We start from the raw sequence: 25,715 nt of genomic DNA, 5'->3' as shown, positions 1-25,715 counted from the left end.
GTGGCTCTTGTCCTTGCGACGCAGCGGATCAGTGCTGGAGGATCTTGTTCAGGAAGTCCTTGGTGCGCGGCTGGCGGTTTTCCGGGTGGCTGAAGAACTCGTCCTTCGGGCAGTCTTCCAGGATCTTGCCGCCCACGTCGATGAAGATCACGCGGCTCGCCACCTTGCGCGCAAAGGCCATTTCGTGCGTGACCACCATCATGGTCATGCCGTCCTTGGCCAGGCTCACCATCACGTCGAGCACTTCGCCGACCATTTCGGGGTCGAGCGCCGAGGTGGGCTCGTCGAACAGCATCACGATCGGGTCCATGCTGAGCGCGCGGGCAATGGCCACGCGCTGCTGCTGGCCGCCCGAGAGCTGGCCCGGGAACTTGTCCTTGTGCGCCATCAGGCCCACGCGGTCGAGCATCTTGAGGCCGCGGGTCTTGGCCTCGTCGGGGCTGCGGCCCAGCACCTTGATCTGCGCGATCGTGAGGTTCTCGGTGACCGACAGGTGCGGGAACAGCTCGAAGTGCTGGAACACCATGCCGACCTTGGAGCGCAGCTTGGGCAGGTTGGTCTTGGGGTCGTGCAGCGGAATGCCGTTGACGGTGATCTCGCCCTTCTGGAAGGGCTCGAGCGCGTTCACGGTCTTGATGAGGGTGGACTTGCCCGAGCCCGAGGGCCCGCACACCACCACCACGTCGCCCTTGGAGATGCTCACCGAACAATCGTTGAGCACCTGCACCGGGCCATACCACTTCGAGACGTTCTTGATTTCAATCATTTTTTCGGACATTTCTTTCTCCGGTTCAGCCACTCGGCTAGCGAATGATGGCGATCTTCTTGTGGAGGCGCTTGACGAGCCACGACAAGGCATAGCACATGATGAAGTAAACCACGGCTGCGAGCAGGTAGGCCTCGATCGGGCGGCCGAAGTTCTTGCCCGCGGTCTCGAAGCCCTTGAGCATGTCGTAGGCGCCGATGGCGTAGACCAGCGAGGTGTCCTGGAACAGGATGATGGTCTGCGTGAGCAGCACCGGCAACATGTTGCGGAAGGCCTGCGGCAGCACCACGAGGCGCATGTTCTGGCCGTACGTCATGCCGACCGCCTGGCCCGCATTCACCTGGCCGCGCGGAATCGACTGGATGCCCGCGCGCATGATCTCGCTGAAGTAGGCCGCCTCGAACGCGATGAAGGTGATCACGGCCGAGATTTCCGAGCGGTAGTTCGAGCCGATGGAGCCGAAGGCCGCATAGAACGAGGCCGGCACCAGGAGGAAGAACCACAGGATCACCATCACCAGCGGAATGCTGCGCATGCCGTTGACGTAGATGGCGGCCGGCGCGTCGAGCCACTTCTTGCCCGACAGCCGCATCAGCGCCAGCACGGTGCCGAAGAGCACGCCGCCAATGGTGGCGACGATCGTCAGCATGATGCTGAAGTAGAAGCCCTTGACGACGAAGTTGCTGATGACGTCCCAGTTGTAGAACGACAGGTCGAGGTTCATCATGTCAGTGCCCCCCGCCGCCGCTGGCCGAGACGATGAAGCCCGGCACGCGCGTCTTCTTCTCGATGAAGGCCATGATGCGGTTGATCGCAAAGGCCGAGATCACGTAGAGCCCCGTCACCGCCAGGTACACCTCGATGCCGCGCGAGGTTTCTTCCTGCGCCTGCATCGCGAACATCGTGAGCTCGGTCACCGACACGGCAAACGCCACCGACGAGTTCTTGAAGATGTTCATCGTTTCGCTCGTGAGCGGCGGAATGATGATGCGGTAGGCCATCGGCAGGATGACGTAGCGGTAGTACTGCGGCGTGGTGAAGCCCACCGCCATGCCCGCGTAGCGCTGGCCCTTGGGCAGCGCCTGGATGCCCGAGCGCACCTGCTCGGCAATCCGCGCCGAGGTGAAGAAGCCCAGCGCCAGCACCACCAGCACGAAGCTCGGCACGCCCTTCATGACCGGCACCAGCGCCGGAATCACGTGGTACCAGAGGAAGATCTGCACCAGGAGCGGAATGTTGCGGAACAGCTCGACCCAGGCATTGCCCAGGCGTATGAGCCACGGGCTGTTGGGCAGGGTGCGGATGATGCCGACCAGCGAACCCAGCACCAGCGCAACGACGAGCGCCAGCAGGGCCACGGACACGGTCCAGCCCCATGCGGACAGCATCCACTGCCAATAGGTCGGGTACTTCCCGCCCGGGTCTTGCAAGAAGACCTGCCAATCCCAGTTTGATCCCATCGGGGACTCTCCTTCTTTCAGATTTCCAGACTGCTAGCTTGCAGAGGCCGTGCCCGCGCGCCGCATTTGCGAAAACAAACGCCCGCCGGGGGCGGCGGGCGTTGCGCGGATGGCCTTGCCGTGTTTACTTCTTGGCCGCGTAGTCTTCCATCGGCTTGTCGTTCGGGTTGGCCCAGGCGGCCTTCGTGGCGTCGGACAGCGGCAGGTTCACCGTGACGTTGGCCGGCGGGATCGGCTTCAGGAACCACTTGTCCCAGAGCTTGGCGAGGTCGCCGTTCTTGATCTGTGCCTTGATGCTGTCGTCCACCACCTTCTTGAAGGCCGGGTCGTCCTTGCGGATCATGATGGCGATGGGCTCGACGCTGAGCACTTCGCCGACGATCTTGAAGTCGGCGGGCGACTTCGACTTGGCGATGTTCGAGGCCAGGATGGAGCCGTCCATCACGAAGGCGTCGGCGCGGCCCGATTCGAGCAGCAGGAAGCTGTCGGAGTGGTCCTTGCCGTAGAGTTCCTTGAAGTCGATGCCGCCGGCGCGCTCGTTCTTGCGCAGGGTCTGCACCGAGGTGGTGCCGGTGGTGGTGGCCACGGTCTTGCCGTTGAGGTCCTTGATGCTGTTGATGCCCGAGTTGGCCTTGACCGCGATGCGCACTTCTTCCACGTAGGTGGTCACGGCAAAGGAAACGTCCTTCTGGCGCGTGGCGTTGTTGGTGGTGGAGCCGCACTCCAGGTCGACGGTGCCGTTCTGCACCAGGGGCACGCGGTTTTGCGAGGTGACGGGCTGGTACTTGGTTTCCAGCTTGGCAAGGCCCAGGTGCTTCTGGATGTCCTTGATGATGTTGGCGCAGATGTCGTAGTGGAAGCCGGTGTACTGGCCGTTGCCCAGCGTGTACGACAGGCCGGAAGATTCCCGCACGCCTTCGGTGATGCTGCCCGAGGCCTTGATCTTGGCCAGGGTGTCATTGGCTTGGGCAAAAGCGCTGCCGGCAGCCAGGGCTGCAATTGCCAATGCCAATACTTGCTTGTTCATACGGAAAACTCCTGAGGTGACTGGAAGATACAGATACAACGAAATTCTAGACATTCACGTGATGGGGAATACCCGGACCAACCCGGTGCATTCTCGGCGGTGCCGCACCGGCCGCGCGCATCGAAGCGCCGCCTTGGTGCAGGTGGACCCATTGGCATTGTCCGACTTTCACTAAGCAGCCTTTGTGCCCGAGGGCTCGGCAGCCGGCGGCACCGGCGCGGACAGGCGCACCGGCTGGGTCAGGTTCTCGGGCACGAGCAGCGCCTCCATCTCGGCGCGCGTCATGATGCCGAGCGATTCGGCCACCAGGTCGATCGGCCCGCCGGTGGCCAGCGCAGTCTTGGCGATCAGCGCCGCCTTCTCGTAGCCGATCAGCGGATTCAGCGCGGTGACCAGCGTGACCGATTCGCGCACCCGCTTGGCCAGGAACTCCCGGTTCGCCTCGATGCCTTCGACGCAGTTGAGCTGCAGCGTGTTGCAAGCATTGCTCAGGTGCTTGATGCTCTTGAACAGGCTCCATCCCATGATCGGCTCGAAGGCGTTGAGCTGCAGCTGGCCGGCCTCGGACGCCATGGTCACGGTGATGTCGTTGCCGATGACCTCGAAGGCCACCTGGTTCATCACTTCCGGGATCACCGGGTTCACCTTGCCCGGCATGATCGACGAGCCGGCCTGGCGCGCCGGCAGCCGGATCTCGCCGAAGCCCGCCTGCGGGCCGCTGGAGAGCAGGCGCAGGTCGTTGCAGGTCTTGCTGAGCTTGGTGGCCACGCGCTTGAGCACGCCCGACAGCTGCACGAAGGCGCCGGTGTCCTGCGTGGCCTCGATCAGGTTGGCCGACTGCTTGAGCGGCACGCCGGTCTGCTCGGCCAGGTACTGGCAGGCCAGGTTGGCATAGCCGTGCGGCGCGTTGATGCCGGTGCCGATGGCAGTGGCGCCCAGGTTGATTTCCTCGATGAGCGCGCGCGCCTCGCCCAGGCGGGCCTCGTCCTCGCCGATCATGACGGCGTAGGTCAGGAACTCCTGGCCCAGCGTCATGGGCACGGCGTCCTGCAGCTGGGTGCGGCCGATCTTCAGGATGTCCTTGAACTCGAGCGCCTTGGCCTCGAAGCTCTTGCGCAGCGCGGCCATGGATTCGAGCAGCCGGCCGATGGCAAACCACAGCGCCAGCCGCACCGCCGTCGGATAGACGTCGTTGGTGCTTTGCGAGGCGTTGACGTGGTCGTTGGGATGCAGCACGTCGTAGCGGCCCTTTTCGTGGCCGAGCTTCTCGAGCGCGAGGTTGCAGATCACCTCGTTGGCGTTCATGTTGGTGGAGGTGCCGGCGCCGCCCTGGATCACGTCGACCACGAATTCATCGAGCAATTTGCCTTCGATCAGGTCCTCGCAGGCCAGGATGATGGCGGCCGCGCGGTCGCGGTCGATGGCGCCGAGATCGGCATTGGCGCGGGTGGCGGCCTTTTTCACGAAGGCCAGCGCGCGCACCAGGTCGGGCATGGCCGACACGCGGGTGCCGGAGATGGCGAAGTTCTCGACCGCGCGCGCCGTGTGCACGCCCCAGTAGGCAAAGGCAGGAATCTGCTTTTCGCCGAGAAAGTCGTGTTCGGTCCTGAAATTCGGGCTCATACAGGTTCCTCGGCTAAAAAAAAGCACGCGGATGGCGCGTGCCCTGAAGATTGCTGTGTGACAGCGGCAAAAAACTGCCGCGACTGTAGTGGCCGCGGAGCTGCGGCGCCAATGCCGTTTGCGGGGAGGCTTATGCGCGGCATTTATAGATTGTGCAGCGCACAAATTCCGCGCGTCGATCGATCGGATGGCGGTCAGCGGCCCGGCGGCTGGGCACCGACCAGGTACGACCACAGCGCATCGGCCGTGCGCTTGGGCTGCAGGCCTTCGGACACCGGCCCCTTCGCCGCGCGGCCGCTGCCGGCCTTCACCGGCGCCGGCGCGCTCGGCCGCTCGCGGTAGGCGCGGATCTCCATCGTCGCCTCCAGGCTGTCGATCTCGGGCGGCAGCGCGCTCACGAGCTTGCGCGCCTTGATCTCCTTGCGCACCGCGCTCTGCGGCAAAAAGGCGATGCCATGGCCTTCGAGCGCCATGACCTTCAGGCCTTCGGCCATATCGGTTTCGTAGACCCGGTCGAGGTGGATGGCGGTGCCCGACTCCTTCAGCAGCTGGTCGACCACGCGCCCCAGGTAGGCGCCGGGCGCGTAGCCCAGGTAGGGCAGCGGCTGGCCCGGCCGGCCGGGCAGCCGGAAGCGCGGCGCGCCGTCGGCGTCAGCCTTGACCCAAGGCGCCACGGTTTCCTCGCCCAGGCTGACCATCTCGTACTTGTTGGCATCCAGCTGCAGCGGCTGGGAAGGATGGTGGTAGGCGATCAGCAGGTCGCAGCTGCCCTCGACCAGGCGCAGCACGGCGTCGTGCACGTTGAGCGCGATCAGCCGGCTCTTGATGGGGCCGAAGTGCTCGCGCAGGCTGGTCACCCAGGAGGGAAAGAAGGTGAAGGCCAGCGTGTGCGGCACCGCGATCTCGATCACGTCCTGCCCGGCGGCCGAGTGGCCGCGCAGCATGGCGCGGGTGCTCTGCAGCGACTGCAGCATCTCGATGGCCTGGCTATAGAGCGTCTGGCCCGCGGGCGTCAGGCGCGTGGGGTAGGAACTGCGGTCCACCAGGTCGGTGCCGGCCCAGCCTTCGAGCGCCTGGATGCGGCGCGAGAACGCGGGCTGGGTCACGTGCCTCAACTGGGCCGAGCGGCTGAAGCTGCGCGTTTCCGCCAAGCTGATGAAGTCTTCGAGCCACTTTGTTTCCATACGCGGCGATTATGCGAGCGCCGCGCCATACTGGGCTCCCCCTCCTTTTCCCGCATTCGCCATGCCTCCAGCCGATCTGCTCGACCTCTGCGCCACCGAACTCTCGCGCCGCATCGCGGCCCGCAGCGTGTCCTGCCATGAGCTGATGCAGGCCTCGCTGGCCCGCATCGAGGCGCTCAACCCGCGCTTCAACGCGATCGTCTCGCTGCGCGAACCCGGTGTGCTGCTGGCCGAAGCCCGCGAGCGCGATGCCGAACTGGCGCGCGGCGAGCGGCGCGGCTGGATGCATGGCTTTCCCTTGGCGGTGAAGGACCTGAGCCACGCGGCGGGGCTGCCGACCTCCATGGGCTCGCCGCTGCCACCGCGCTCGCCGGCGCGCATCGACAGCCTGCACGTCGCGCGCATGCGCGCAGCCGGCGCCATCGTGATCGGCAAGACCAACACGCCCGAATTCGGCCTGGGCTCGCACACCTACAACACGGTGTTCGGCATCACGCGCAACGCCTATGCGCCGGAGCGCAGCGCCGGCGGCAGCAGCGGCGGCGCGGCCGTGGCGCTGGCCCTGGGCATGCTGCCGGTGGCCGACGGCAGCGACATGATGGGCTCGCTGCGCAACCCGGCCGCCTTCAACAACGTGATCGGCATGCGGCCCTCGCGCGGACGCGTGCCCGGCGACCCCGAGCAGGAACTCTTCTTCCAGCAGCTGGGCACCGAAGGCCCGATGGGCCGCACGGTGGAAGACACCGCGCGGCTGCTCGCGGTGCAGGCGGGCTTCGACGGGCGCGTGCCGCTGTCGTCGCCGCAGGCGCTGCCCTCGGCCGATGCCATCGCGCTCGACGGCGACGGAAAAGGCCTGCGTATCGGCTGGCTCGGCAGCCTCTGGCCCGAACTGCCGCTCGCGCCCGGCATCCGCGAACTCGGGGAGCAGGCGCTCGGCACCTTCCGCGCCATCGGCTGCGAGGTCGAGCCCTGCACGCTCGACGTGCCGCGCGAGCACAACTGGAGCGCCTGGCTGCGGCTGCGCCAGCTGCTGGTGGGCGGCAAGCTCGGCGCGTATCTCAGCGACCCCCAGCTGTTCGCGCAGCTCAAGCCGGAAGCGCAGTGGGAAATCGAGCAGAGCCGGCACCTCGATGCGGCCTCGCTCTACCAGGCTTCGCTCTACCGCTCGAACGTGTACCGCGCGTTCTTCAGGCTGTTCGAGCGCTTCGATTTCGTGCTGGCGCCGACGGCGCAGGTGTTCCCCTTCGAGGCCGAGCTGCACTGGCCCGCCGAAGTGGCCGGCGTGCCGAGCGACACCTACCACCGCTGGATGGAGATCGTGACGCCGTTCACGCTGGCGGGCTTGCCCACGCTCAATGTGCGCGCAGGTTTCGGCGAAGGCGGCCTGCCGATGGGCCTGCAGCTGGCCGGGCCGATCCATGCGGACCTGGACGTGCTGCGGCTCGGGCATGCCTATGACCAGGCCTGCGGCTGGGGCGCTCATCGCCCCCCGGTATTGGCTTGACTTTTCTCCCTCCGCTCCCGGGGGAGGGCAGGGGTGGGGGCAAGCGGCGCATCCATCGAGCGCCCTGCCCGCCCCCATCCCAGCCTTCCCCCGGCGGGGGAAGGAGCAAGAAGACTTCAGACCGGCGTCAACACGCCGCGCCCCGCGAAGTGCCCTTCGGCATTCGCAAGAAAATGGTCGACCGACTTCTGCGTGGCCTCGGGCGACCAGCCCGCCATGTGCGGCGTCAGCAGCACGTTGTCCAGGCCGACGAGCGGTTCGGGCCGCTTCGGCTCGCTTTCGTACACATCGAGGCCGGCCCCGGCAATGCGGTGCTCGCGCAGCGCCGCCGCCAGCGCCTCGGTATCGACCACGCTGCCGCGCCCGATGCTGACCAGGTAGCCCTGCGGCCCGAGCGCATCGAGCACCTCGGCATTCACGAGATGGCGCGTGGCCGGCCCGCCCGGCGCGGCCAGCACCAGGAAATCGGCCCAGGCCGCGAGCGACTTCAGGTCGCCGAAGTAGCGGTGCACCGCACCTTCGCGCGGCTTGCGGTTGTGATAGCCGATCTCCATGTCGAAGGCGGCCGCGCGCTTCGCGATCTTCTGGCCGATGGTGCCGAGCCCCAGGATGCCGAGCTTCTTGCCCGACACGTTCGGCGGCTGCGGAATGGCTTCGCGCCACACGCCTTCGCGGCACAGCCGGTCGAGCTTGCGGAACTCGCGCACGATGCCGATCAAGAGGCCGAAGGCATGGTCGGCCACGCAGTCGTCGTTGGTGCCGGCGCCATTGGCGGTGGCAATGCCGCGCGCACGCGTCACTTCGAGCGGCACGCCTTCGTAGCCCGCGCCCAGGCAGCAGATCAGCTCGAGCGCCGGCATGGCCGCAATTTCTTCGGGCGTGATGCCGATCACGCCGATGGTCAGCACCGCGCGGAATTTCTTGCCGTGCTCGGCAATCGCGGCGGCGCGCGCGGCGGGGTCGAAGGCATAGGTCATGTCATAGACCTCGGCAATCTGGGCCTGGTGGGCGCTCGAAAGGCTGTTGAGCACCAGCAGGGGAATCTTGGTCGACACGTCTGAACTCCTGGATCGATGTAAAAAAGAATGATCGGGCTACATCAGCGGCGTGGCTTCGCTCTTTTGCAAAGCCCACATCTGCGCATAACGGCCCTGCTTCGCAAGCAGCTCGGCATGCGTGCCGCGTTCGACGATCACGCCCGCCTCGAGCACCAAGATCTCGTGCGCATCGACCACCGTCGAGAGGCGGTGCGCGATCACCAGCGTGGTCTTGTCCTGCGCGGCGCTCCTGAGCTCCGACTGGATGGCGCGCTCGTTGGCCGAATCGAGCGCCGAGGTGGCCTCGTCGAAGATCACGATCGGCGGGTTCTTCAGCAGCGTGCGCGCAATGGCCACGCGCTGCTTTTCCCCGCCCGACAGCTTGAGGCCGCGCTCGCCCACGGTGGTTTCATAGCCCCTGGGCGTGGCGGCGATGAAGTCGTGGATGCGCGCGGCGCGGGCCGCGCCTTCCACCTCTTCGCGCGTGGCGCCGGGGCGGCCGTAGGCGATGTTGTATTCGACCGTGTCGTTGAACAGCACCGTGTCCTGCGGCACGATGCCGATCGCGCGGCGCACGCTGGACTGCTGCACTTCGCGGATGTCCTGCCCGCCGATGGTGATGCGGCCCTGCTGCACGTCGTAGAAGCGGTAGAGCAGCCGCGCGAGCGTCGACTTGCCCGAGCCCGAAGGGCCGACCACGGCCACGGTCTTGCCGGCCGGGATCTCGAAGCTCACGTGCTTGAGGATCGGCCGGTCGGGCTCGTAGGCGAAGCTCACGTCCTCGAAGCGGATGGTGGAGTCGACGCCGCCGCCCTCACCCCTGCCCTCTCCCCGAGGGAGAGGGAGCAAAGACAGCGGCTGCGCGCCCGGCGCGTCGCGCACTTCGCGCTCCTTTTCCATCAGCACGAACATCTTGTCCAGGTCGGTCAGGCTCTGCTTGATCTCGCGGTAGATCACGCCCAGGAAGTTGAGCGGAATGTAGAGCTGGATCATGAAGGCGTTGACCATCACGAGGTCGCCCAGCGTCATGCGCCCTTCGACCACGCCCGAGGTGGCGCGCCAGAGCATCAGCACCAGGCTGGTCGCGATGATCAGCTGCTGGCCGGTGTTGAGCATGCTCAGCGTGCGCTGGCTCTTGATGGCGGCCTTGCGGTAGCGGTCCAGGCTGGCGTCGTAGCGCCTGGCCTCGAACTCCTCGTTGTTGAAGTACTTGACGGTTTCGTAGTTCAGGAGCGAATCGACCGCGCGGCTCTGGGCCATGGAGTCGAGCTCGTTCATGGTCTTGCGGAACTGGGTGCGCCACTCGGTCACGGTGACCGTGAAGGTGATGTAGAGCACCAGCGCCGCGCCCGTGATCCAGACGAACAGCGAATCGAACTTCACGCCCAGGATGGTGAGCACCAGCGCCAGCTCGATGATGGTGGGCACGATGCTGTAGAGCGACATCGAGATGAGCGAATGCACGCCGCGCGTGCCGCGCTCGATGTCGCGCGTCATGCCGCCGGTCTGGCGCTCCAGGTGGAAGCGCAGGCTCAGCGAATGCAGGTGGCCGAACACCTCCAGCGCGATCTGCCGCGCCGTGCCCTCGGTGGCCTTGGCGAAGATCAGCTCGCGCAGCTCGCCGAAGAGCGCGGTCGAAAAGCGCAGCAGCCCGTAGGCCAGCAGGAGCCCGATGGGCACGATCAGCAGCGCCTGCGCCATGTCCGGCCTGGGCGTCATCGTGTCGATCAGGTTCTTGAGCAGCACCGGCACGCCCACGTTGGCCACCTTGGCGCCCACCATGAAGCCGAGCGCGGCGATCACCCGCCACTTGTACTGCCAGAGATAGGGGAAAAGGCGGCGCAGCGTCGCCCAGTCGGAGCGGTCGCTGCGCGCCGGCGCATGGCCGGTGGCGCTGTGGGGGGGAGGAGGTAGGGCTTCGCCGCTGCGGCGCATGAGGGACAATCGTGGTTGCTTAGTTTGTCCAGATTGTGCCCATGTCCGATATTTCCAGCACCGCCGCCGCCGCGACCCTCAAGAGCCTGCCCACCGACATGGAGCTGGTGCTCAAGGTCATTCCGATGCCCGCGGACTGCAACGCCAACGGCGACATCTTCGGCGGCTGGGTCATGGCGCAGTGCGACCTGGCCGGCTCGGTCATTCCGGCGCGCTACGCCAAGGGCCGCCAGGCCACGGTGGCGGTCAACGAATTCATCTTCAAGCAGCCGGTGCGGCTGGGCGACATCCTCTCGTTCTATTCGAAGCTGGTGCGCATCGGCCGCACCTCGGTCACGGTCACGGTCGAGGTCTTTGCCGAGCGCTTCCGCGCCCAGGGCGAATACATCAAGGTGACGCAGGCCACCTTCACCTACGTGGCCATCGACGACAACGGCCGGCCGCGGCCGATCGAGCAGCAACCCTGAGCGCGCTCACAGCGCCGGCTCGCGCACCCGTTCGAAGCGTTCGAACTCGCGGTTGATCCAGCGCCCGTCGAGCCGCTCGGTGCGGCGGATGTAGACGGCCTGCACGATGTCGCGCGTGTGGGCGTCGATCTCGATCGGGCCGCGCGGGCTCTCGAGCCGCAGGCCCCGGAAGGCGTCCACCAGCTGCTCTGCGCCTGCGCTGCCGCGCATGGCCGGCGCGCTCATCGCGGCGTCGGCCGCCGCGAGCGCATCGTGCGCCGCCACCGCGAAATAGCCGGGCCGCAGGTGGCTGCCGTACTCGGTCTCGAAGGCGGCCGTGAAGCGGCGGTTGGCCGCCGACTCGTGGGCAAACGAATAGTGGTGGCTGGTCACGAGGCCCTCGGCCAGCTCGCCGATGCCTTCGAGGTAGTGGTCGTCGGTGGCGTCGCCGGTCGCGAGCAGGCGGATGCCGGTGTCGGCCATGCCGCGGTCGCGCCAGAACTTGAGGAAGGTGGCGGGCATCTGGCCCGAAGGCAGGAAGAAGAACACCGCCTGCGGCCTGAGCTCGCGCAGCCGCAGCATGTAGGCCGAATAGTCCAGGGTGTTGAGCGGCACGCGCAGCATCGCGCCGATGCGGCCGCCGCCGGCGGTGACGGCCGAGACGAAGGCGCTTTCGGCATCGACGCCCGAGGCATAGTCGGCCACCACGGTGCAGACATCGCGCAGCCCCTGCTGGACCGCCCAGCGCGCCAGCGGCATCGTGACCTGCGCGATGGTGAAGGACACGCGCACCGCGAACGGGCAGCGCGCCGTGATGCCCGAGGAAGCCGCATTCATCACCAGCAGCGGCACCTTGGCCTGCGTGGCCACGGCGCCGACGGCGTAGGCGTTGGAGCTGAAGTCCAGCCCCGCGAGCAGGTCGACACGCTCGCTCTCCACCAGGTCCTGCGCATGGCGGCGCGCCTGCTCGGGCACGCTGCCGGGCACGTCGCGGCGCAGCAGTTCGACCGGGCGCCCCGCGATGCGCTGGTTGTGGGCCGCGAGCCAGACCGACATGCCGGCATCGAACTGGCGTCCGCCCGCGGCATAAGGGCCCGACCAGGAACCGATGACGCCGATGCGCAGCGGCCGCACGCGGGCCAGGGCCAGCGAAGGCGCGGCCAGGGTCCCCGCGAGCAGGCCTAAAGTACGCCTGCGCGTGGTGCCGATTGCTACTTTTTCAGTAGCATCATTCGCACGCTGGGTGGGCGTTGCCGACGATCGTGTCTCGAAAATTTGCACGGCAGCAGTGTACGCATGCGCCGTGGGCCGGCAAGCGTGGAAACGCGCTCAGACTTTGGAGAAATCGGGCTTGCGCTTCTCCATGAAGGCGCCGAAAGCCTCGCGCGCGGCGGGTTCGCGCAGCATGCGGCCGAAGCTCGCGCCTTCTTCGTCCATGCGTTCGAGCACGGCCGGCATCTGCGCCTTCTTCAACAGCCGCTTGGTCTCGACCAGCGCGCTCAGCGGCTTGGCCGCGAGCTTGCGGGCCTGCACCTGCGCGATGGCATTGGCTTCGGTCGGCGGCACGATGCGGTTGACCAGGCCCACTTCGAGCGCGGCCTCGGCCATGAAGGGCTCGCCCAGCAGCAGCGCCTCGGCTGCGCGGTGGTAGCCCAGCATCTGCGGCACCAGCAGGCTCGACGCCGCCTCGGGGCACAGGCCCAGGTTCACGAAGGGCATCGAGAACGCCGCGTTGTCGCCCGCGTAGACCAGGTCGCAGTGGAACAGCATCGTGGTGCCGATGCCCACGGCCGGGCCGCAGACCGCCGCCACGATGGGCTTGGGAAAGGCCGCGATGCCGCGCAAAAAGCGGAACACCGGCGAATCCTTGCCGGCCGGCGGCGCGTTGAGGAAGTCGCCGATGTCGTTGCCCGCGCTGAAGATGGTGGGGTCGCCCTGGATCAGCACGCAGCGCACTGCCGCATCGCCCTCGGCCGCGGCCAGTGCGTCGGCGAGTTCGCCGTACATGCTGCCGGTGATGGAGTTCTTCTTGTCGACGCGGTTGAAGGTGAGGGTCATCACACCGGCTTCGGTGTGGACGAGGATGTCGCTCATGGGAATGGTCCTTGGATAAAACGGTTTGTCTGTTTGTTTGCCTGGAGGGTGGCGCAGCGGTCAGGCGTCGAGGGCTTCGCGCACGAAATCGAGGCGGTCCTGGCCCCAGAACATCTGGTCGCCGACGAACATGGTGGGCGCGCCGAACACGCCGCGCGCCACCGCTTCCTGCGTGACGGCCTTCAGGCGGTCCTTCACTTCCTGCGTGCCGGCCAGCGCGAGCAAGGCGGTGGCGTCGAAGCCCGCATTCTGAAGCACGGCGCCGACGGTGGCGGGGTCGTTCATGTTCTTCGGCTCGACCCACATCGCGTGGAAGACGGCACCGACATATGCGCCAAAGCGTGCCGGCTCCCTCATCTGGAGGCCTGTCGCGCCGCGCATCAGCAGCAGCGTGTTGATGGGAAAGTGCGGGTTGTGCACGAAGGGCACGCCGTAGCGTTTGGCAAAGCGCTGCAGGTCGATGGTCATGTACGGCGCCTTGGGCACGACCTCGGCCGGCGACCGGTTGCCGGTGGCCTGGAACACGCCGCCCAGCAGCATGGGCTTCCACACCAGCTCGGCGCCGGTGTCGGCGCAGACGTGCGGCAGCTGCGTGGCGGCGAGGTAGGCGGCGGGGCTGCCGAAGTCGAAATAGAACTCGACTGTTTTTGTCATCGGTGTCTCCTTATGAGGTGCTCTTGTTCAGGGCGTGTGCACAGATCACCGGGTACTCCCCTCCGCAAGGTACCCCGTCGGCGGGAGCGCGCCCTGAACGACATCCAACTCGATGAATCGAAGCGCCCGAAATCATCTCAGAACTTCTCCGACCAAGGCCGCAGATCGAGCTCGTGCGTCCAGGCGTCGCGCGGCTGCGAGTGCAGCATCCAGTAGCTGTCGGCGATGTGCTCGGGGTTCAGGATGCCGTCGCTCTGCTTCAGCGCATAGCGCTCGGGGAAGTTGCTGCGGATGAACTCGGTGTCGATAGCGCCGTCGACCACCACGTGCGCGACGTGAATGCCTTCTGGCCCGAGTTCGCGCGCCATCGACTGGGCCAGCGCGCGCAGCGCCATCTTCGCGCCCGAGAACGCGCCGAAGTTGGCCGCGCCGCGCAGCGACGCCGTGGCGCCCGTGAAGATGATCGTGCCGCGGTGCCCGCTCTTCGGCATCTCGCGCGCCACCATGCGCCTGGCCACCTCGCGCCCGTTCAGAAAGCCCGAGAAGCAGGCCATCTCCCACACCTTGAAATACTTGCGCGCCGTCTCGGCCAGGATGCTCTCGGGCACGTTGGCGCCGATGTTGAACACCATCACCTCGATCGGCCCGATCGTCGATTCGATCTGCTCGACGAGCGCCACCACTTCCTCTTCCTTGCGCGCATCGCACGCAAAGGCATGGGCGCGGCCGCCCGCGGCCTCGATCTGCGCGACCAGCGGCTGCAGCTTGTCGAGGCTGCGGCGCGTGACGCAGGCGGCATAGCCCTCGCGCGCAAAACGGCGGGCAATGGCGCCGCCGGTGGCGTCGCCGGCGCCGACGATGAGTGCGGCCTTGGTGAGTGCCATGGTCACGAGCGCCGCGCCGGGCCGCCCCAAGCAAGCGAGCGCCCCCTCGGGGGGCAGAGAGGACACGAAGTGCCGAACGTGGGGGTCATATTCATTCCTTGTAGTAGACGATCTGGTTCGAGGTGGCGAGCAGCACGCCCTGCTCGCTCCACAGATGCGCCTTCTGGTCGAAGAAGCCGTTGAAGAACTGCTGCCCCACCGCGCGGCCCAGGAGGTAGCCCGTGCCGACCTCGGCCAGCTGCGCCGGGCCGGCATGGAAATACGTGGTGATCGACACCGTGCCGGCCGGCACATGCCTGGCGCGGCGCAGCCAGACGCGCGGATAGAACACGTCGCTCATCGCGGCCAGCGAGGCAAAGTCCAGCGGCCGCGCCTGCGCGTCGCGCAGCCAGAGCCGGCTTTCGCTGTGATGCAGGCTCTCGTCCCACTTCGAAGGAATGCTGCCGCTGAACAGGCGCATCTCGTACTGGTCGAGCCAGGCCACGCCGGACGGGCCGACGCTCAGGCGCTCGACCGTCTCGGGCCTGGGCGCCTCGGGCATCGGCAGGTCGCTCTGGCCCCAGGTCTCGCGGCGCGCGGCCGTCACCACGGTGGCGGTGGTGGTCATGTTCGGCGCACCGCTGGCACCAGGCTGCGTGATCTGCACCGTCCAGTGCTGGGTCGAGCGGTTGGTGCGCACCGCGGTGGCCTGCACGTCGAATGCGCCGGCTTCCAGCGCGGCCGCAAAGTTGACGGTCAGCGCGATCGGCGTGCCCAGCACATCCGGATGCTGCATCACCGACTGCAGCGCAATGGCCGCGGTGGCGCCGCCGAAGGGGCCGACCATGTTCCAGTAGTCCGGGCTCGTGGCGCCGGTGAAGTGGCCCACGCGGATGTCGCTGTGCTGCAGGGCCAGGGCCTTGTCGAAGGGGTGTTGCATGCTCATGATGATTGCAGTGTGCCTCCGGTGGATGGCGTCACGCAGTCGTGTGCGGGACGCCGGCTTGCTGCACTGCGGTAAGCGCGGCCAGCCGGTGCAGCTTGTCGACCGTGCTCGGCCACAGGCTCTGGCTGAACTGTTCGCGGAAGAAGCCGAAGTGCCCGATGCGCCGTGCCTGCACGTCGGCCGGTGCAATGCGCTCCATGGCGCGCGGCGCGCCGGCATAGAAGCTCAACAGGCTTTCGGTGCCGGCGAGCGTCATGAGCTCGTCGTCGGTGATGGACAGCGCGAGCACCGGAAAGCGCACGCGCCCGTAGCTCTGCAGCGCCAGATCGCCCTCGGCGCCCACGCTGTAGCGCGGGTGCAGGCACCAGCGCCGCCACTGCAGGATCACGCCGCGCGGCAGGTCGCCCACTTTCTTCAGCCGGCGGCCCGGAAAGTAGCCGCACAGCCGCGTGGCCAACGGCACGAGCACGAACCAGAAGTAGAGGATGCCGCGCTTGAGCTTCGGCGCGTTCTCACGCCAGTAGCCGCTGCCGGCCGCAATGCTGACGAGGCCGTCGACCTGCCCGGGCCGCTGAAGGAAGCCCGGCAGCTGTGCGCCGAGGCTGTGGCCGAGAAGATAGAGCGGCTGTTCGGGCAGCGCGGCCTTGGCGGCGTCGATCACCGCTTCATAGTCGCGCGCCCAGTCGAACAGGTCGGCCTCGAAGCCACGCAGCGAGGCGCCGTTGCGCGAATCGCCCGAGCCGCGGTAGTCGAAGGTCCACACGCGCAGGCCCTGCTGCGCGAGCCACTGCGCGAAGGGTTCGTAGAACGACTGGCGCACGCCCATCGCGCCGCCGATCACGATGCTGGCGCGCGCTGCGCCGGCGGGCTCGTAGCGGCGAACCGCCAGTTGCACGCCGTTGTCGACCGGGATCTGCTGCGTCTGCATGAAGTTGTCTCCTGCGTTTTCTTGAATCATCGACTGCAACCTTGCCGGCGTAGCGAGCGGGATGAGATGCAAGGCGCGGGTGGCGGGAAACCGGAGCGACCTTCAGGGTCGTGAGGATTTCCCGACGGGCCCCGCAACGCCGCAGATCGCCCGCGCAGTAGCCGCCGCTAGACGCGTTCGAAGATGCCCGCGGCGCCCTGCCCCATCCCCACGCACATCGTGACCATGCCGTACTTCAGGTTCTCGCGCCGCAGCGCATGCACCACCGTGGCCGCGCGGATCGCCCCCGTCGCGCCGAGCGGATGGCCGAGCGCAATGGCGCCGCCCATCGGGTTGACCTTGCTCGGGTCGAGCCCCAGCGTGTTGATCACCGCGAGCGACTGCGCGGCGAAGGCTTCGTTGAGCTCGAACCAGTCGATGTCCTCGCGCTTGAGGCCCGCATAGCGCAGCGCAGCCGGAATGGCCTCGATCGGGCCGATGCCCATGATGTGCGGCGGCACGCCCTTGCTTGCAAAGCTCACGAAGCGCGCGAGCGGCGTGAGGCCGTACTGCTTCACGGCCTTCTCGCTCGCGAGGATCAGCGCGCCCGCGCCGTCGGAAGTCTGCGAGCTGTTGCCGGCCGTGACGGTACCGCGCGCGGCGAACACGGTGCGCAGCTTGGCCAGGCCTTCGAGGCTGGTGTCGGGCCGCGCGCCTTCGTCGAGGTTCACGGTGCGGGTCTTCGCGATCGATTCGCCGGTGGCGAGGTCCGGCGTGCGGTCGGTCACCTCGATCGGCGTGATTTCGTCGGCGAACTTGCCGGCCTTCTGCGCGGCCAGCGCCTTCTGGTGCGAGGCGAGCGCGAATTCGTCCTGCGCCTCGCGGCTCACCTTCCACTGCTGCGCGACCTTCTCGGCCGTGAGGCCCATGCCGTAGGCAATGCCGACATCGCCTTCGCGCTCGAAGATGGAAGGCGACAGCGACGGCGAGTTGCCCATCATCGGCACCATGCTCATGCTCTCGACGCCCGCCGCGATCATCACGTCGGCCTCGCCCACGCGGATGCGGTCCGCCGCCATCTGCACGGCCGACAGGCCCGATGCGCAGAAGCGGTTCACGGTGATGCCGCCGATGCTGGTCGGCAGGCCCGCAAGCACCGCGCCGATGCGCGCGACATTCAGCCCCTGCTGCGATTCGGGAATCGCGCAGCCGCAGATGATGTCCTCGATGGCCTTGGGGTCCAGGCCAGGCACTGCGGCAAGCGCTGCCTTGAGCGTGGTCGCGAGCAGGCCGTCGGGCCGGTAGTTGCGGAAGTAGCCGCGGTGCGACTTGCCGATGGGGGTGCGAGTGGCGGAGACGATGTAGGCGTCTTGGACTTGTTTGCTGCTCATGAAGAAGCTCCTGGATTTTCTTGCTCCTTCCCCCGCCGGGGGAAGGTTGGGATGGGGGCCGGCGGCGTCAATTCGGCAAGCCGGTTGGCAATCGCCTGGCGAACCCCATCAAGATTGGTGAACGGATCGTTCGATGCAAAGCGCAGCACATCGAAACCCTGCGCGCGGAAGAATGCGTCGCGCCGCGCGTCATAGCCTTGCTGCAGCTGATGCTGCGATCCGTCGAGTTCGACGATCAGCTTGGGCGCAAGGCACGCGAAATCAGCGATGTAATTGCCCAGCGGATGCTGGCGCCGAAATTTCACGCCCAGCTGCTCAGCGCGCAGTCCACCCCAGAGCTTTCGCTCCGAATCGGTCATCTCGCGGCGAAGCACCTGCGCGTTTGCGCGAGCGTTGGGCGTGGACTGATTTCGCATCGTGCTTGGTTGGAGGTGGCCCCCATCCCTGCCTTCCCCCGGAGGGGGAAGGAGAAATGCAGGTCAGTTGCGCACCGGCTTCCCCGTGCTCAGCATCCCCATGATCCGCTCCTGCGTCTTCGGGTGCACGATCAGCGAGCAGAACGCCTTGCGTTCCAGCGCCATCAGGTATTCCTCGGTCACGAGCGAGCCTGCGTCCACGTCGCCGCCGGTCACCACGTGCGCGATCAGGCTCGCGATGTGGAAATCGTGCGCGCTGATGAAGCCGCCGTCGCGCATGTTCACGAGCTGGCCCTTGATGGTCGCGGCGCCGCTTCGGCCCGCCACGCGGAAGGTGCGGCGCAGCGGCGCCCGGTAGCCGGCGTCGGCCATGGCCCTGGCCTGCTGCAGCGCCACGTAGAGCAGCTCGTCCTTGTTCGGCACGATCACGTCGCTGTCGAGCAGGTAGCCGAGCTTCTTCGAATCGAGCGCGCCGGTGCCCACCTTGGCCATCGCGGCGGCCGTGAAGCCTTCGGTCAGGAAGGGCAGCAGGTCGGTGCCTGTGGAGGCCGATGCGTTCTCGGCCGCGCGGCGCGCAATGTAGGTCAGGCCGCCCGCGCCGGGGATCAGGCCCACGCCCACTTCGACCATGCCGACGTAGCTCTCCATCGCCGCCACGCGCTTCGACGAATACACGGCCAGCTCGCAGCCGCCGCCCAGCGCCATGCCGCGCACGGCGGAGACCACCGGCACGCTCGCGTAGCGGATCTTGAGCATCACGTTCTGCAGCTCTTCTTCCGCGCCTTCGACCGCGCCGATGCCCGCGACCACGAAGGCCGGCAGCATCGCCTGCAGGTCGGCGCCGACCGAGAACATCTCGTCGGGCGACCAGATCACCAGGCCCTTGTATTCAGCCTCTGCGAGCTCGACCGCGGCACCCAGCGCTTCAGCCACGTCGGGGCTGATCGCGTGCATCTTCGAATGGATGCTCGCGATGAGCACTTCGCCGTCGAGCGTCCACACGCGCACATCGCCCTCGTCGCTGATCGTCGTGCCCGCGGTGTTGGCATCGGCCGCGTTCGCACCGAGCACGCTTTCGGGGAACAGCTGGCGCTCATGCACCGGCAGCCTGCGCTGCGGCACGAAGGTGTTCTGCGAGGCGCTCCACGAGCCTTCGGTCGTGTGCACGCCGCCGGCCTGCGCGACCGGGCCTTCGAACACCCACTTGGGCAGCGGTGCGCTGCTCAGCGCCTTGCCGGCGTCGATGTCTTCCTGCACCCACTTGGCGACCTGCGCCCAGCCGGCTTCCTGCCACAGCTCGAACGGGCCCTGCTTCATGCCGAAGCCCCAGCGCATCGCAAGGTCGATGTCGCGCGCGCTCTCGGCAATGTCGGCCAGGTGCACCGCGGCGTAGTGGAAGCCGTCGCGCAGGATGGCCCAGAGGAACTGCCCCTGCGGCCCTTCGCTCTCGCGCAGGAGCTTCAGGCGTTCGCCCGCGGGTTTCTTGAGCATGCGGCCGTACACCTCGTCGGCCTTCGCGCCGGCGGGCACGTACTCGCCGCTCTGCAGGTCGAAGCGCAGGATGTCGCGGCCCACCTTCTTGAAGAAGCCGGCCTTGGTCTTCTGGCCGAGGTTGCCGAGTTCGAGCAGCTTGGCGAGCACCGGCGGCGTCGAAAAGTTGGCGTAGAACGGATCGGTCTCGGCGTTCAGGTTGTCCTGCAGCGTCTTCACGACATGGGCCATGGTGTCCAGGCCCACCACGTCGGCCGTGCGGAAGGTGCCCGAGCTCGCGCGGCCGAGCTTCTTGCCCGTGAGATCGTCCACCACGTCGGCCGTGAGGCCGAACTTCTCGACCTCCTTCAGCGTGGCCAGCATGCCGGCGATGCCGACGCGGTTGGCGATGAAGTTGGGCGTGTCGTGCGCGCGCACCACGCCCTTGCCGAGCGTGCTGGTGACGAAGGCCTCGAGGTCGTCGAGCACCTGCGGCTCGGTGGTGGGCGTGTTGATCAGCTCCACCAGGAACATGTAGCGCGGCGGGTTGAAGAAGTGAATGCCGCAGAAACGCGGCTTCAGCGCTTCAGGCAGCGCCTCGCTGAGCTTGGTGATCGACAGACCCGAGGTGTTCGAGGCCAGGATCGAATGCTTGGCGACGTGCGGCGCGATCTTCTTGTACAGGTCGAGCTTCCAGTCCATGCGCTCGGCAATGGCTTCGATGACGAGGTCGCACTCACCGAGCTTGGCGAGGTCGTCTTCGTAGTTGGCCTGCTCGATGAGCACCGCATCGGCCACGTCGCCGAGCGGCGCGGGCTTGAGCTTCTTGAGGTTCTCGATCGCGCGCGAGACGATGCCGTTCTTCGCTGCACCTTGAGCGACAGCTCCGGTCGCGTCTTTTGCAGCCAGATCGAACAGCACCACAGGCACGCGCACATTGACGAGGTGGGCCGCAATCTGCGCGCCCATCACGCCGGCGCCGAGCACGGCGACTTTCTTCACTTGGAATCGGGACATGTTGATTGGTATTTCTTGGATGAGTTGCACGCAGCGTTACTGCACGCGGTTCCAGGTTTGGGTACGCCAGAAAGGCCCAAGGTAGCCACGCACTTCGAGCTTCTTGCCGCCTTCAATCGGCGTGAAGCTCGCGCGGTATTCCTTGCCGTTCTCGGGATCGAGGATCTTTCCGCCTTCCCAGACGTCCTTGCCTTCGGCCTTCTTGCCGCCGCGGATGATGTCGAGCCCGGTGATGGGCTTGCCCTTGCGGTCGTCGCTGCATTCATCGCAGATCGCATCGGGCTTGCCGTCCTTCTTGAGCGACTTCTCGATGCGGCCGATGAGCGCGCCGTTCGCTTCGCCGATGCGGATCTCGGCCTTGGCTTCGCCGGTCTTGTCGTCGACGTTGCGCCACAGGCCCACGGGCGTGTTCTGGGCCATGGCCGTGAAGGATGTGGCGGCAAGAACGATGGCTGCAAGCGTCGATTTCATGAACGGCTCCCGGTCGGACGATGAGAAGAAGGGACGACGGCCTCAGGCCAGCGCCGCGTCGGTGTCCATCAGCACCTTGCTGCCGGCGCGTGCAGTGCGCATCAGCGTCGCGGTCTCGGGGAACAGCTTGGCGAAGTAGAAGCGCGCGGTCTGCAGCTTGGCAACGTAGAACGGATCGGTGTTGCCCGACGCGATCTGGCGCAGCGCGACCTGCGCCATGCGCGCGAACAGGTAGCCGAACACGAAGTGGCCGGCCACGCGCAGGTAGTCGACCGCGGCGGCGCCCACTTCGTCGGGGTTCTGGAAACCCTTGAAGCCGATCTCGGTCGTGAACTTGGTGAGCTGGTCGCCCAGGCCCGCGATCGGGTTGATGAACTCGGCCATCTTCTCGTTCACGCCTTCTTCCTCCACCAGCTTGGCAACCAGCTTGCCGAACTTCTTGAGCGACGCGCCGTTGTTGCCCAGCACCTTGCGGCCCAAGAGGTCCAGCGACTGGATGGTGTTGGTGCCCTCGTAGATCATGTTGATGCGGTTGTCCCGCACGAACTGCTCCATGCCCCATTCCTTGATGAAGCCGTGGCCGCCGAACACCTGCATGCAGGCGTTGGTCGCGATGTGGCCGTTGTCGGTGATGAAGGCCTTGACGATGGGCGTGAGCAGCGCCACCAGTTCGCCCGAGTCCTTGCGCACCTTCTCGTCCGGGTGGTGGTGTTCCTTGTCGAGCAGCATCGTGCAGAAGATCTGCAGCGCGCGGCCGCCTTCGGCGTAGGCCTTGGCGGTGAGCAGCATCTTGCGCACGTCGGGGTGCACGATGATGGGGTCGGCTTCCTTGTCCTTGGCCTTCACGCCCGAGAGCGAGCGCATCTGGATGCGGTCCTTGGCGTAGGCCAGCGCATTCTGGTAGGCCACCTCGGTCAGGCCGAGCGACTGGTTGCCCACGCCCAGGCGCGCGGCGTTCATCATCACGAACATGGCCTGCAGGCCCTTGTTGGGCTCGCCCACCAGCGAGCCGGTGGCGCCTTCGATCACGATCTGCGCGGTGGCGTTGCCGTGAATGCCCATCTTGTGCTCGAGGCCCGCGCAGAAGATCGGGTTGCGCTCGCCGAGCGAGCCGTCGGCCTTGACCTTGTACTTGGGCACCACGAACAGGCTGATGCCCTTGCTGCCCTTGGGCGCATCGGGCAGCCGGGCCAGCACCAGGTGGATGATGTTGTCGGCCATGTCGTGCTCGCCGGCCGAGATGAAGATCTTGTTGCCGGTGATGCGGTAGCTGCCGTCGGCCTGCGGCTCGGCCTTGGTGCGCAAGAGGCCCAGGTCGGTGCCGCAGTGCGGCTCGGTCAGGCACATGGTGCCGGTCCATTCGCCGCTCGTGAGCTTGGGCAGGTAGGTCTTCTTCTGTTCTTCGGTGCCGTGGGCCACCAGCGCTTCGTAGGCGCCGTGCGAGAGGCCCGGGTACATGGTCCAGGCCTGGTTGGCGCTGTTGAGCATCTCGAACAGGCACTGGTTCACCACGAAGGGCAGGCCCTGGCCGCCGAAGGCCGGGTCGCACGACAGCGCGGGCCAGCCGCCTTCGACGTACTTGGCGTAGGCGTCCTTGAAGCCCTTGGGCGTCTTGACTTCATGCGTGGCCTTGTCGAGCGTGCAGCCCTCTTCGTCGCCGCTGATGTTGAGCGGGAAGGTCACCTCGGCGGCAAACTTGCCGGCCTCCTCGATCACCGCGTTGATGGTGTCGGCATCGGTCTCGGCATGGGCCGGAAGCGCCTTGAGTTCGTCGGCGACGTTGAGCACTTCGTGCAGCACGAACTGCATGTCGCGTACGGGTGGGTTGTAGCTGGGCATCCGGGACTCTCCTGGTCGAAAACTGAAAGGGGAAAAAAAGAAAGGAAAAAAGGGGCCGCTCAGCGCACCGGCTTGAGCCGGCGGGAGGCGGCGGGCTTGGCCGATGCCGCGGCTTCGGCGGGCGGCGCATCGGGCGTGGCGCTGCGCGCAAGGATGTTGTCGAAGCCGACATTCGCGCGGCCGATCGAGCCCGGCACCTGCAGGAAACGCGCTTCGTAGTGCAGCGCGAGGATCAGGCCGTGGATCTCGAAGGCCAGCTGCCGCTCGTCGGCGTCGGCGCGCAGATGGCCTTCGCTCTTGGCCTGCACGATCGCGCGCAGCACGGCCGCCTGCCAGATGCTGACCGACTCCACCAGCGCATCGCGCACCGGGCCCGGACGGTCGTCGAATTCGGAAGCGCCGCTGATGTAGATGCAGCCCGAGTCGATCTCGGCCGAGGTGCGCTTCATCCAGTTGGCGAACATGGCGCGCAGGCGCGGCAGGCCGCGCGGCGCCTCGAGCGCGGGAAAAAACACTTCCTGCTCGAAACGTGCGTGATACTCGCGCACCACGGAAATCTGCAGTTCCTCGCGCGAGCCGAAATGGGCGAACACGCCCGACTTGCTCATCTTGGTGAGCTCGGCCACCGCGCCGATCGACAGGCCCTCGAGCCCGATCTGCGCCGCCAGCGCCAGCGCGGCGTCGACGATCACGGCCTTGGTCTGCTGGCCCTTCTGGGCAGCGCGGACCGGCTTGGCGGGAACGGCATTGACAGGCATCGTGGAAGCTCCGGAATAAAACGAACGGTCGTTCTATTTTGCAGGGGCTTTGCACTTTTGGCTGTCAATGACCTTCCACGGTTGAAGGTTAATGGGCGGGAAGCGGGGCCGCCATGCCCCGCCCCTCCCCGGATCAGAACTCCTGCGAGACCGGCCGCAGCACCACCTCGTTGATGTCGACGTCCGCCGGCTGCTCCACGGCATAGACCACGGCGCGCGCCACCGAATCGGCGGGAATCTGGTTGGCCTCGTAGAACGCCTTAACGCCGGCCGCGCTCTCGGCGTCGGTGCTGCCGAACTTCAGCTCCGACTCCACCGCGCCGGGCGAGACGATGGTCACGCGCACGCCGCTGTTGCCCATTTCGACGCGCAGCCCTTCGGAGATCGCGCGCACCGCATGCTTGGTTGCGCTGTAGACCGTGCCGATCGGCGTGAACACCTTGAGCCCCGCGATCGACGCCACGTTGACGATGTGGCCGCTGCCTTGGGCCTGCATGCGCGGCAGCACCGCGGCAATGCCGTAGAGCACGCCCTTGATGTTGACGTCGATGGTGCGGTCCCACTCGTCGACCTTGAGCTTGTCCAGTGGCGACAGCGGCATCACGCCCGCGTTGTTGACCAGCACGTCGATGCGGCCGAAGGCCTCGACGGTGGCGGCCGCGAGCTTGTCGAGATCGGCGCGCTTCGCCACGTCGGTGGCCACGGCAATGGCCTCGCCGCCGGCCTCGCGGATCTCGGCGACCACCTTGTCCAGGCGATCGGTGCGGCGCGCCGCGAGCACCACCTTGGCGCCGCGCGCGGCCAGGTGGCGCGCGGTCGATTCGCCGAGCCCGCTGCTCGCGCCGGTGACGATGGCGACCTTGCCTTGGATGTTGTCTTGAACGGATGCCATGGGAATTCCTTTCGGGTGTGTGGAAGAAGAAGTGCATGCAGTGTGGAAAATCCGTGCATTCCCGTAAATGAAACTCTTGCGAGTTCAGAATTCCCCAAGCTGGAACACACCGCCTCTTGAAAGCACCACCATGGCCAACCGTCTTGAAGCCCTGCGCGTGTTCTGCACCGCCGCCGCTGCCGCCAACTTCCGCGAGGCCGCCGCGCGCCTGTCCGTCTCGCCGCAGGTCGTGACGCGCGCGGTTCGCGAGCTGGAAGAAGAACTGGGCGAGCCGCTGTTCCACCGCAGCACGCGCGGCGTGCAGCTCACCGACTTCGGCCGGCAGCTGGCCGAGCGCGCCCGCGTGGCGGTGGGCAGCGTCGACGAGCTGTTCCACCAGATCGACCGGCGCACGCTGTCGCAGCATGCGGGCACGGTGCGGGTCACGGCGCCGCACGTGTACGCCCGGCTCATCCCGCAGGCGCTGGCGCCGCTGCTGGCGGCGCACCCCGGGCTGGTGCTCGACCTGCGCCTGTCGGAGCAGCATGCCGACGTGGTCGACGAGCAGATCGACATCGGCGTGCGCGTGGGGCCGATGCGCGATGCGCGCTTCGTGGCGCGCGCCGTCGGCAAGATGGCGCTGCATGTGGTGGCGGCGCCGGCGCTCATCGAAAGAGTGGGCCGGCCGCAAAGCCTCGATGCGCTGGCGGCGCTGCCGCTCACCGCGCTGATCGACCGCAGCTCGGGCCGCCCCTGGCCATGGGCCTTCAGCAGGCGGCGGGTGGTGACGGTGTCCTCGCCCGCCTTCGTGACGGACAGCATCGATGCCGAATGCGCCGCCGTGCTCGCAGGCGTGGGCTTCGGGCAATTGATCGGACCGCTGGCGGAACCGTGGCTGCGCACAGGCGCGATGCTGCCCGTGCTGGAGGCCGAGGCGCCCGAGCCCTGGCCGATCCACGTCTACCGCCCGCAGCGTGCGCCGGTGCCGGCGCGCGTGCGGCTGGTGTACGACGAGCTGGTCCGCGTGCTGCGTTGA

24 protein-coding genes are annotated in these 25,715 nt (G+C 67.0%); 3 read left to right on the top strand and 21 right to left on the bottom strand.

The window, feature by feature from the left end:
- Window positions 1–28 precede the first annotated feature (28 nt).
- The 6 genes from ACAM58_RS04365 to ACAM58_RS04340 form a co-directional block, all read right to left on the bottom strand.
- Window positions 29–766, bottom strand: coding sequence for an amino acid ABC transporter ATP-binding protein (locus ACAM58_RS04365; RefSeq protein WP_018903696.1), 738 nt, complete (start codon window positions 764–766; stop codon window positions 29–31).
- Between the two features lie 37 nt (window positions 767–803).
- Complete coding sequence (locus ACAM58_RS04360; protein ID WP_018903697.1) at window positions 804–1,493, bottom strand: amino acid ABC transporter permease; 690 nt, start codon at window positions 1,491–1,493, stop codon at window positions 804–806.
- 1 nt (window position 1,494) lies between these two features.
- Window positions 1,495–2,226 (bottom strand): amino acid ABC transporter permease, encoded by a 732-nt coding sequence (locus ACAM58_RS04355; protein ID WP_018903698.1) that lies wholly within the window; start codon window positions 2,224–2,226, stop codon window positions 1,495–1,497.
- A 124-nt stretch (window positions 2,227–2,350) separates the two neighbouring features.
- A complete protein-coding gene (locus ACAM58_RS04350) occupies window positions 2,351–3,253 on the bottom strand; it encodes an amino acid ABC transporter substrate-binding protein (RefSeq protein ID WP_012745981.1) in 903 nt (300 codons plus the stop codon).
- A gap of 171 nt (window positions 3,254–3,424) precedes the next feature.
- Window positions 3,425–4,876 (bottom strand): aspartate ammonia-lyase, encoded by a 1,452-nt coding sequence (locus ACAM58_RS04345; RefSeq protein ID WP_012745980.1) that lies wholly within the window; start codon window positions 4,874–4,876, stop codon window positions 3,425–3,427.
- A gap of 194 nt (window positions 4,877–5,070) precedes the next feature.
- A complete protein-coding gene (locus ACAM58_RS04340) occupies window positions 5,071–6,060 on the bottom strand; it encodes a LysR substrate-binding domain-containing protein (RefSeq protein ID WP_018903699.1) in 990 nt (329 codons plus the stop codon).
- Window positions 6,061–6,121: 61 nt separating this feature from the next.
- Between ACAM58_RS04340 and ACAM58_RS04335 the strand changes: the two genes are divergently transcribed.
- Window positions 6,122–7,564: an amidase gene (locus tag ACAM58_RS04335; protein ID WP_018903700.1), complete on the top strand. Its 1,443-nt coding sequence runs from the start codon at window positions 6,122–6,124 to the stop codon at window positions 7,562–7,564.
- Window positions 7,565–7,680: 116 nt separating this feature from the next.
- On the opposite strand, the gene ACAM58_RS04330 is transcribed toward ACAM58_RS04335, so the two are convergent.
- Both ACAM58_RS04330 and ACAM58_RS04325 read right to left on the bottom strand, forming a co-directional pair.
- Entirely contained in the window at window positions 7,681–8,619 is a 939-nt protein-coding gene (locus ACAM58_RS04330) for a 2-hydroxyacid dehydrogenase (protein WP_018903701.1), read from the bottom strand.
- 39 nt (window positions 8,620–8,658) lie between these two features.
- The gene (locus tag ACAM58_RS04325; RefSeq protein WP_018903702.1) at window positions 8,659–10,536 is read right to left on the bottom strand and encodes an ABC transporter ATP-binding protein/permease; all 1,878 of its coding nucleotides are present in this window, start codon (window positions 10,534–10,536) and stop codon (window positions 8,659–8,661) included.
- 41 nt (window positions 10,537–10,577) lie between these two features.
- On the opposite strand from ACAM58_RS04325, the gene ACAM58_RS04320 reads away from it, so the two are divergent.
- Window positions 10,578–11,003, top strand: coding sequence for an acyl-CoA thioesterase (locus ACAM58_RS04320; protein ID WP_012745975.1), 426 nt, complete (start codon window positions 10,578–10,580; stop codon window positions 11,001–11,003).
- Between the two features lie 6 nt (window positions 11,004–11,009).
- Here ACAM58_RS04320 and ACAM58_RS04315 read toward each other — a convergent pair whose 3' ends face one another.
- The 13 genes from ACAM58_RS04315 to ACAM58_RS04255 form a co-directional block, all read right to left on the bottom strand.
- Window positions 11,010–12,116: an ABC transporter substrate-binding protein gene (locus tag ACAM58_RS04315; RefSeq protein ID WP_369664472.1), complete on the bottom strand. Its 1,107-nt coding sequence runs from the start codon at window positions 12,114–12,116 to the stop codon at window positions 11,010–11,012.
- A 195-nt stretch (window positions 12,117–12,311) separates the two neighbouring features.
- Window positions 12,312–13,076: an enoyl-CoA hydratase gene (locus ACAM58_RS04310; protein WP_012745973.1), complete on the bottom strand. Its 765-nt coding sequence runs from the start codon at window positions 13,074–13,076 to the stop codon at window positions 12,312–12,314.
- A 60-nt stretch (window positions 13,077–13,136) separates the two neighbouring features.
- Window positions 13,137–13,730 (bottom strand): 2-hydroxychromene-2-carboxylate isomerase, encoded by a 594-nt coding sequence (locus ACAM58_RS04305; protein ID WP_018903705.1) that lies wholly within the window; start codon window positions 13,728–13,730, stop codon window positions 13,137–13,139.
- 137 nt (window positions 13,731–13,867) lie between these two features.
- Window positions 13,868–14,614 (bottom strand): SDR family oxidoreductase, encoded by a 747-nt coding sequence (locus ACAM58_RS04300; protein WP_174545055.1) that lies wholly within the window; start codon window positions 14,612–14,614, stop codon window positions 13,868–13,870.
- Window positions 14,615–14,705: 91 nt separating this feature from the next.
- On the bottom strand, window positions 14,706–15,539 hold the full coding sequence (locus tag ACAM58_RS04295) for an acyl-CoA thioesterase II (RefSeq protein ID WP_012745969.1): 834 nt from the start codon (window positions 15,537–15,539) through the stop codon (window positions 14,706–14,708).
- Window positions 15,540–15,570: 31 nt separating this feature from the next.
- The gene (locus ACAM58_RS04290) at window positions 15,571–16,467 is read right to left on the bottom strand and encodes an alpha/beta fold hydrolase (protein WP_018903707.1); all 897 of its coding nucleotides are present in this window, start codon (window positions 16,465–16,467) and stop codon (window positions 15,571–15,573) included.
- 167 nt (window positions 16,468–16,634) lie between these two features.
- The gene (locus ACAM58_RS04285) at window positions 16,635–17,837 is read right to left on the bottom strand and encodes an acetyl-CoA C-acyltransferase (RefSeq protein ID WP_018903708.1); all 1,203 of its coding nucleotides are present in this window, start codon (window positions 17,835–17,837) and stop codon (window positions 16,635–16,637) included.
- A complete protein-coding gene (locus tag ACAM58_RS04280; protein ID WP_012745966.1) occupies window positions 17,834–18,253 on the bottom strand; it encodes an endonuclease domain-containing protein in 420 nt (139 codons plus the stop codon). The genes ACAM58_RS04285 and ACAM58_RS04280 overlap by 4 nt, the downstream gene beginning before the upstream one ends.
- 63 nt (window positions 18,254–18,316) lie before the next feature.
- Entirely contained in the window at window positions 18,317–20,740 is a 2,424-nt protein-coding gene (locus ACAM58_RS04275; protein ID WP_369664210.1) for a 3-hydroxyacyl-CoA dehydrogenase/enoyl-CoA hydratase family protein, read from the bottom strand.
- Window positions 20,741–20,776: 36 nt separating this feature from the next.
- Window positions 20,777–21,211 carry a DUF2147 domain-containing protein gene (locus ACAM58_RS04270; protein ID WP_018903710.1) on the bottom strand — a complete coding sequence of 145 codons (435 nt, stop codon included), beginning with the start codon at window positions 21,209–21,211 and terminating at the stop codon, window positions 20,777–20,779.
- A 42-nt stretch (window positions 21,212–21,253) separates the two neighbouring features.
- The gene (locus tag ACAM58_RS04265; RefSeq protein ID WP_369664209.1) at window positions 21,254–23,050 is read right to left on the bottom strand and encodes an acyl-CoA dehydrogenase C-terminal domain-containing protein; all 1,797 of its coding nucleotides are present in this window, start codon (window positions 23,048–23,050) and stop codon (window positions 21,254–21,256) included.
- 59 nt (window positions 23,051–23,109) lie between these two features.
- Window positions 23,110–23,808: a TetR/AcrR family transcriptional regulator gene (locus tag ACAM58_RS04260; RefSeq protein WP_018903712.1), complete on the bottom strand. Its 699-nt coding sequence runs from the start codon at window positions 23,806–23,808 to the stop codon at window positions 23,110–23,112.
- A 133-nt stretch (window positions 23,809–23,941) separates the two neighbouring features.
- Window positions 23,942–24,700 carry an SDR family oxidoreductase gene (locus ACAM58_RS04255; RefSeq protein ID WP_018903713.1) on the bottom strand — a complete coding sequence of 253 codons (759 nt, stop codon included), beginning with the start codon at window positions 24,698–24,700 and terminating at the stop codon, window positions 23,942–23,944.
- 130 nt (window positions 24,701–24,830) lie between these two features.
- Here ACAM58_RS04255 and ACAM58_RS04250 point away from each other — a divergent pair, with 130 nt between their 5' ends.
- On the top strand, window positions 24,831–25,715 hold the full coding sequence (locus ACAM58_RS04250) for a LysR family transcriptional regulator (protein ID WP_018903714.1): 885 nt from the start codon (window positions 24,831–24,833) through the stop codon (window positions 25,713–25,715).

The sequence above is a fragment of the Variovorax sp. V116 genome, from assembly GCF_041154435.1.
Classification (GTDB): Bacteria; Pseudomonadota; Gammaproteobacteria; order Burkholderiales; family Burkholderiaceae_C; genus Variovorax; species Variovorax paradoxus.
This window is presented reverse-complemented; position numbering and strand designations above follow the sequence as displayed.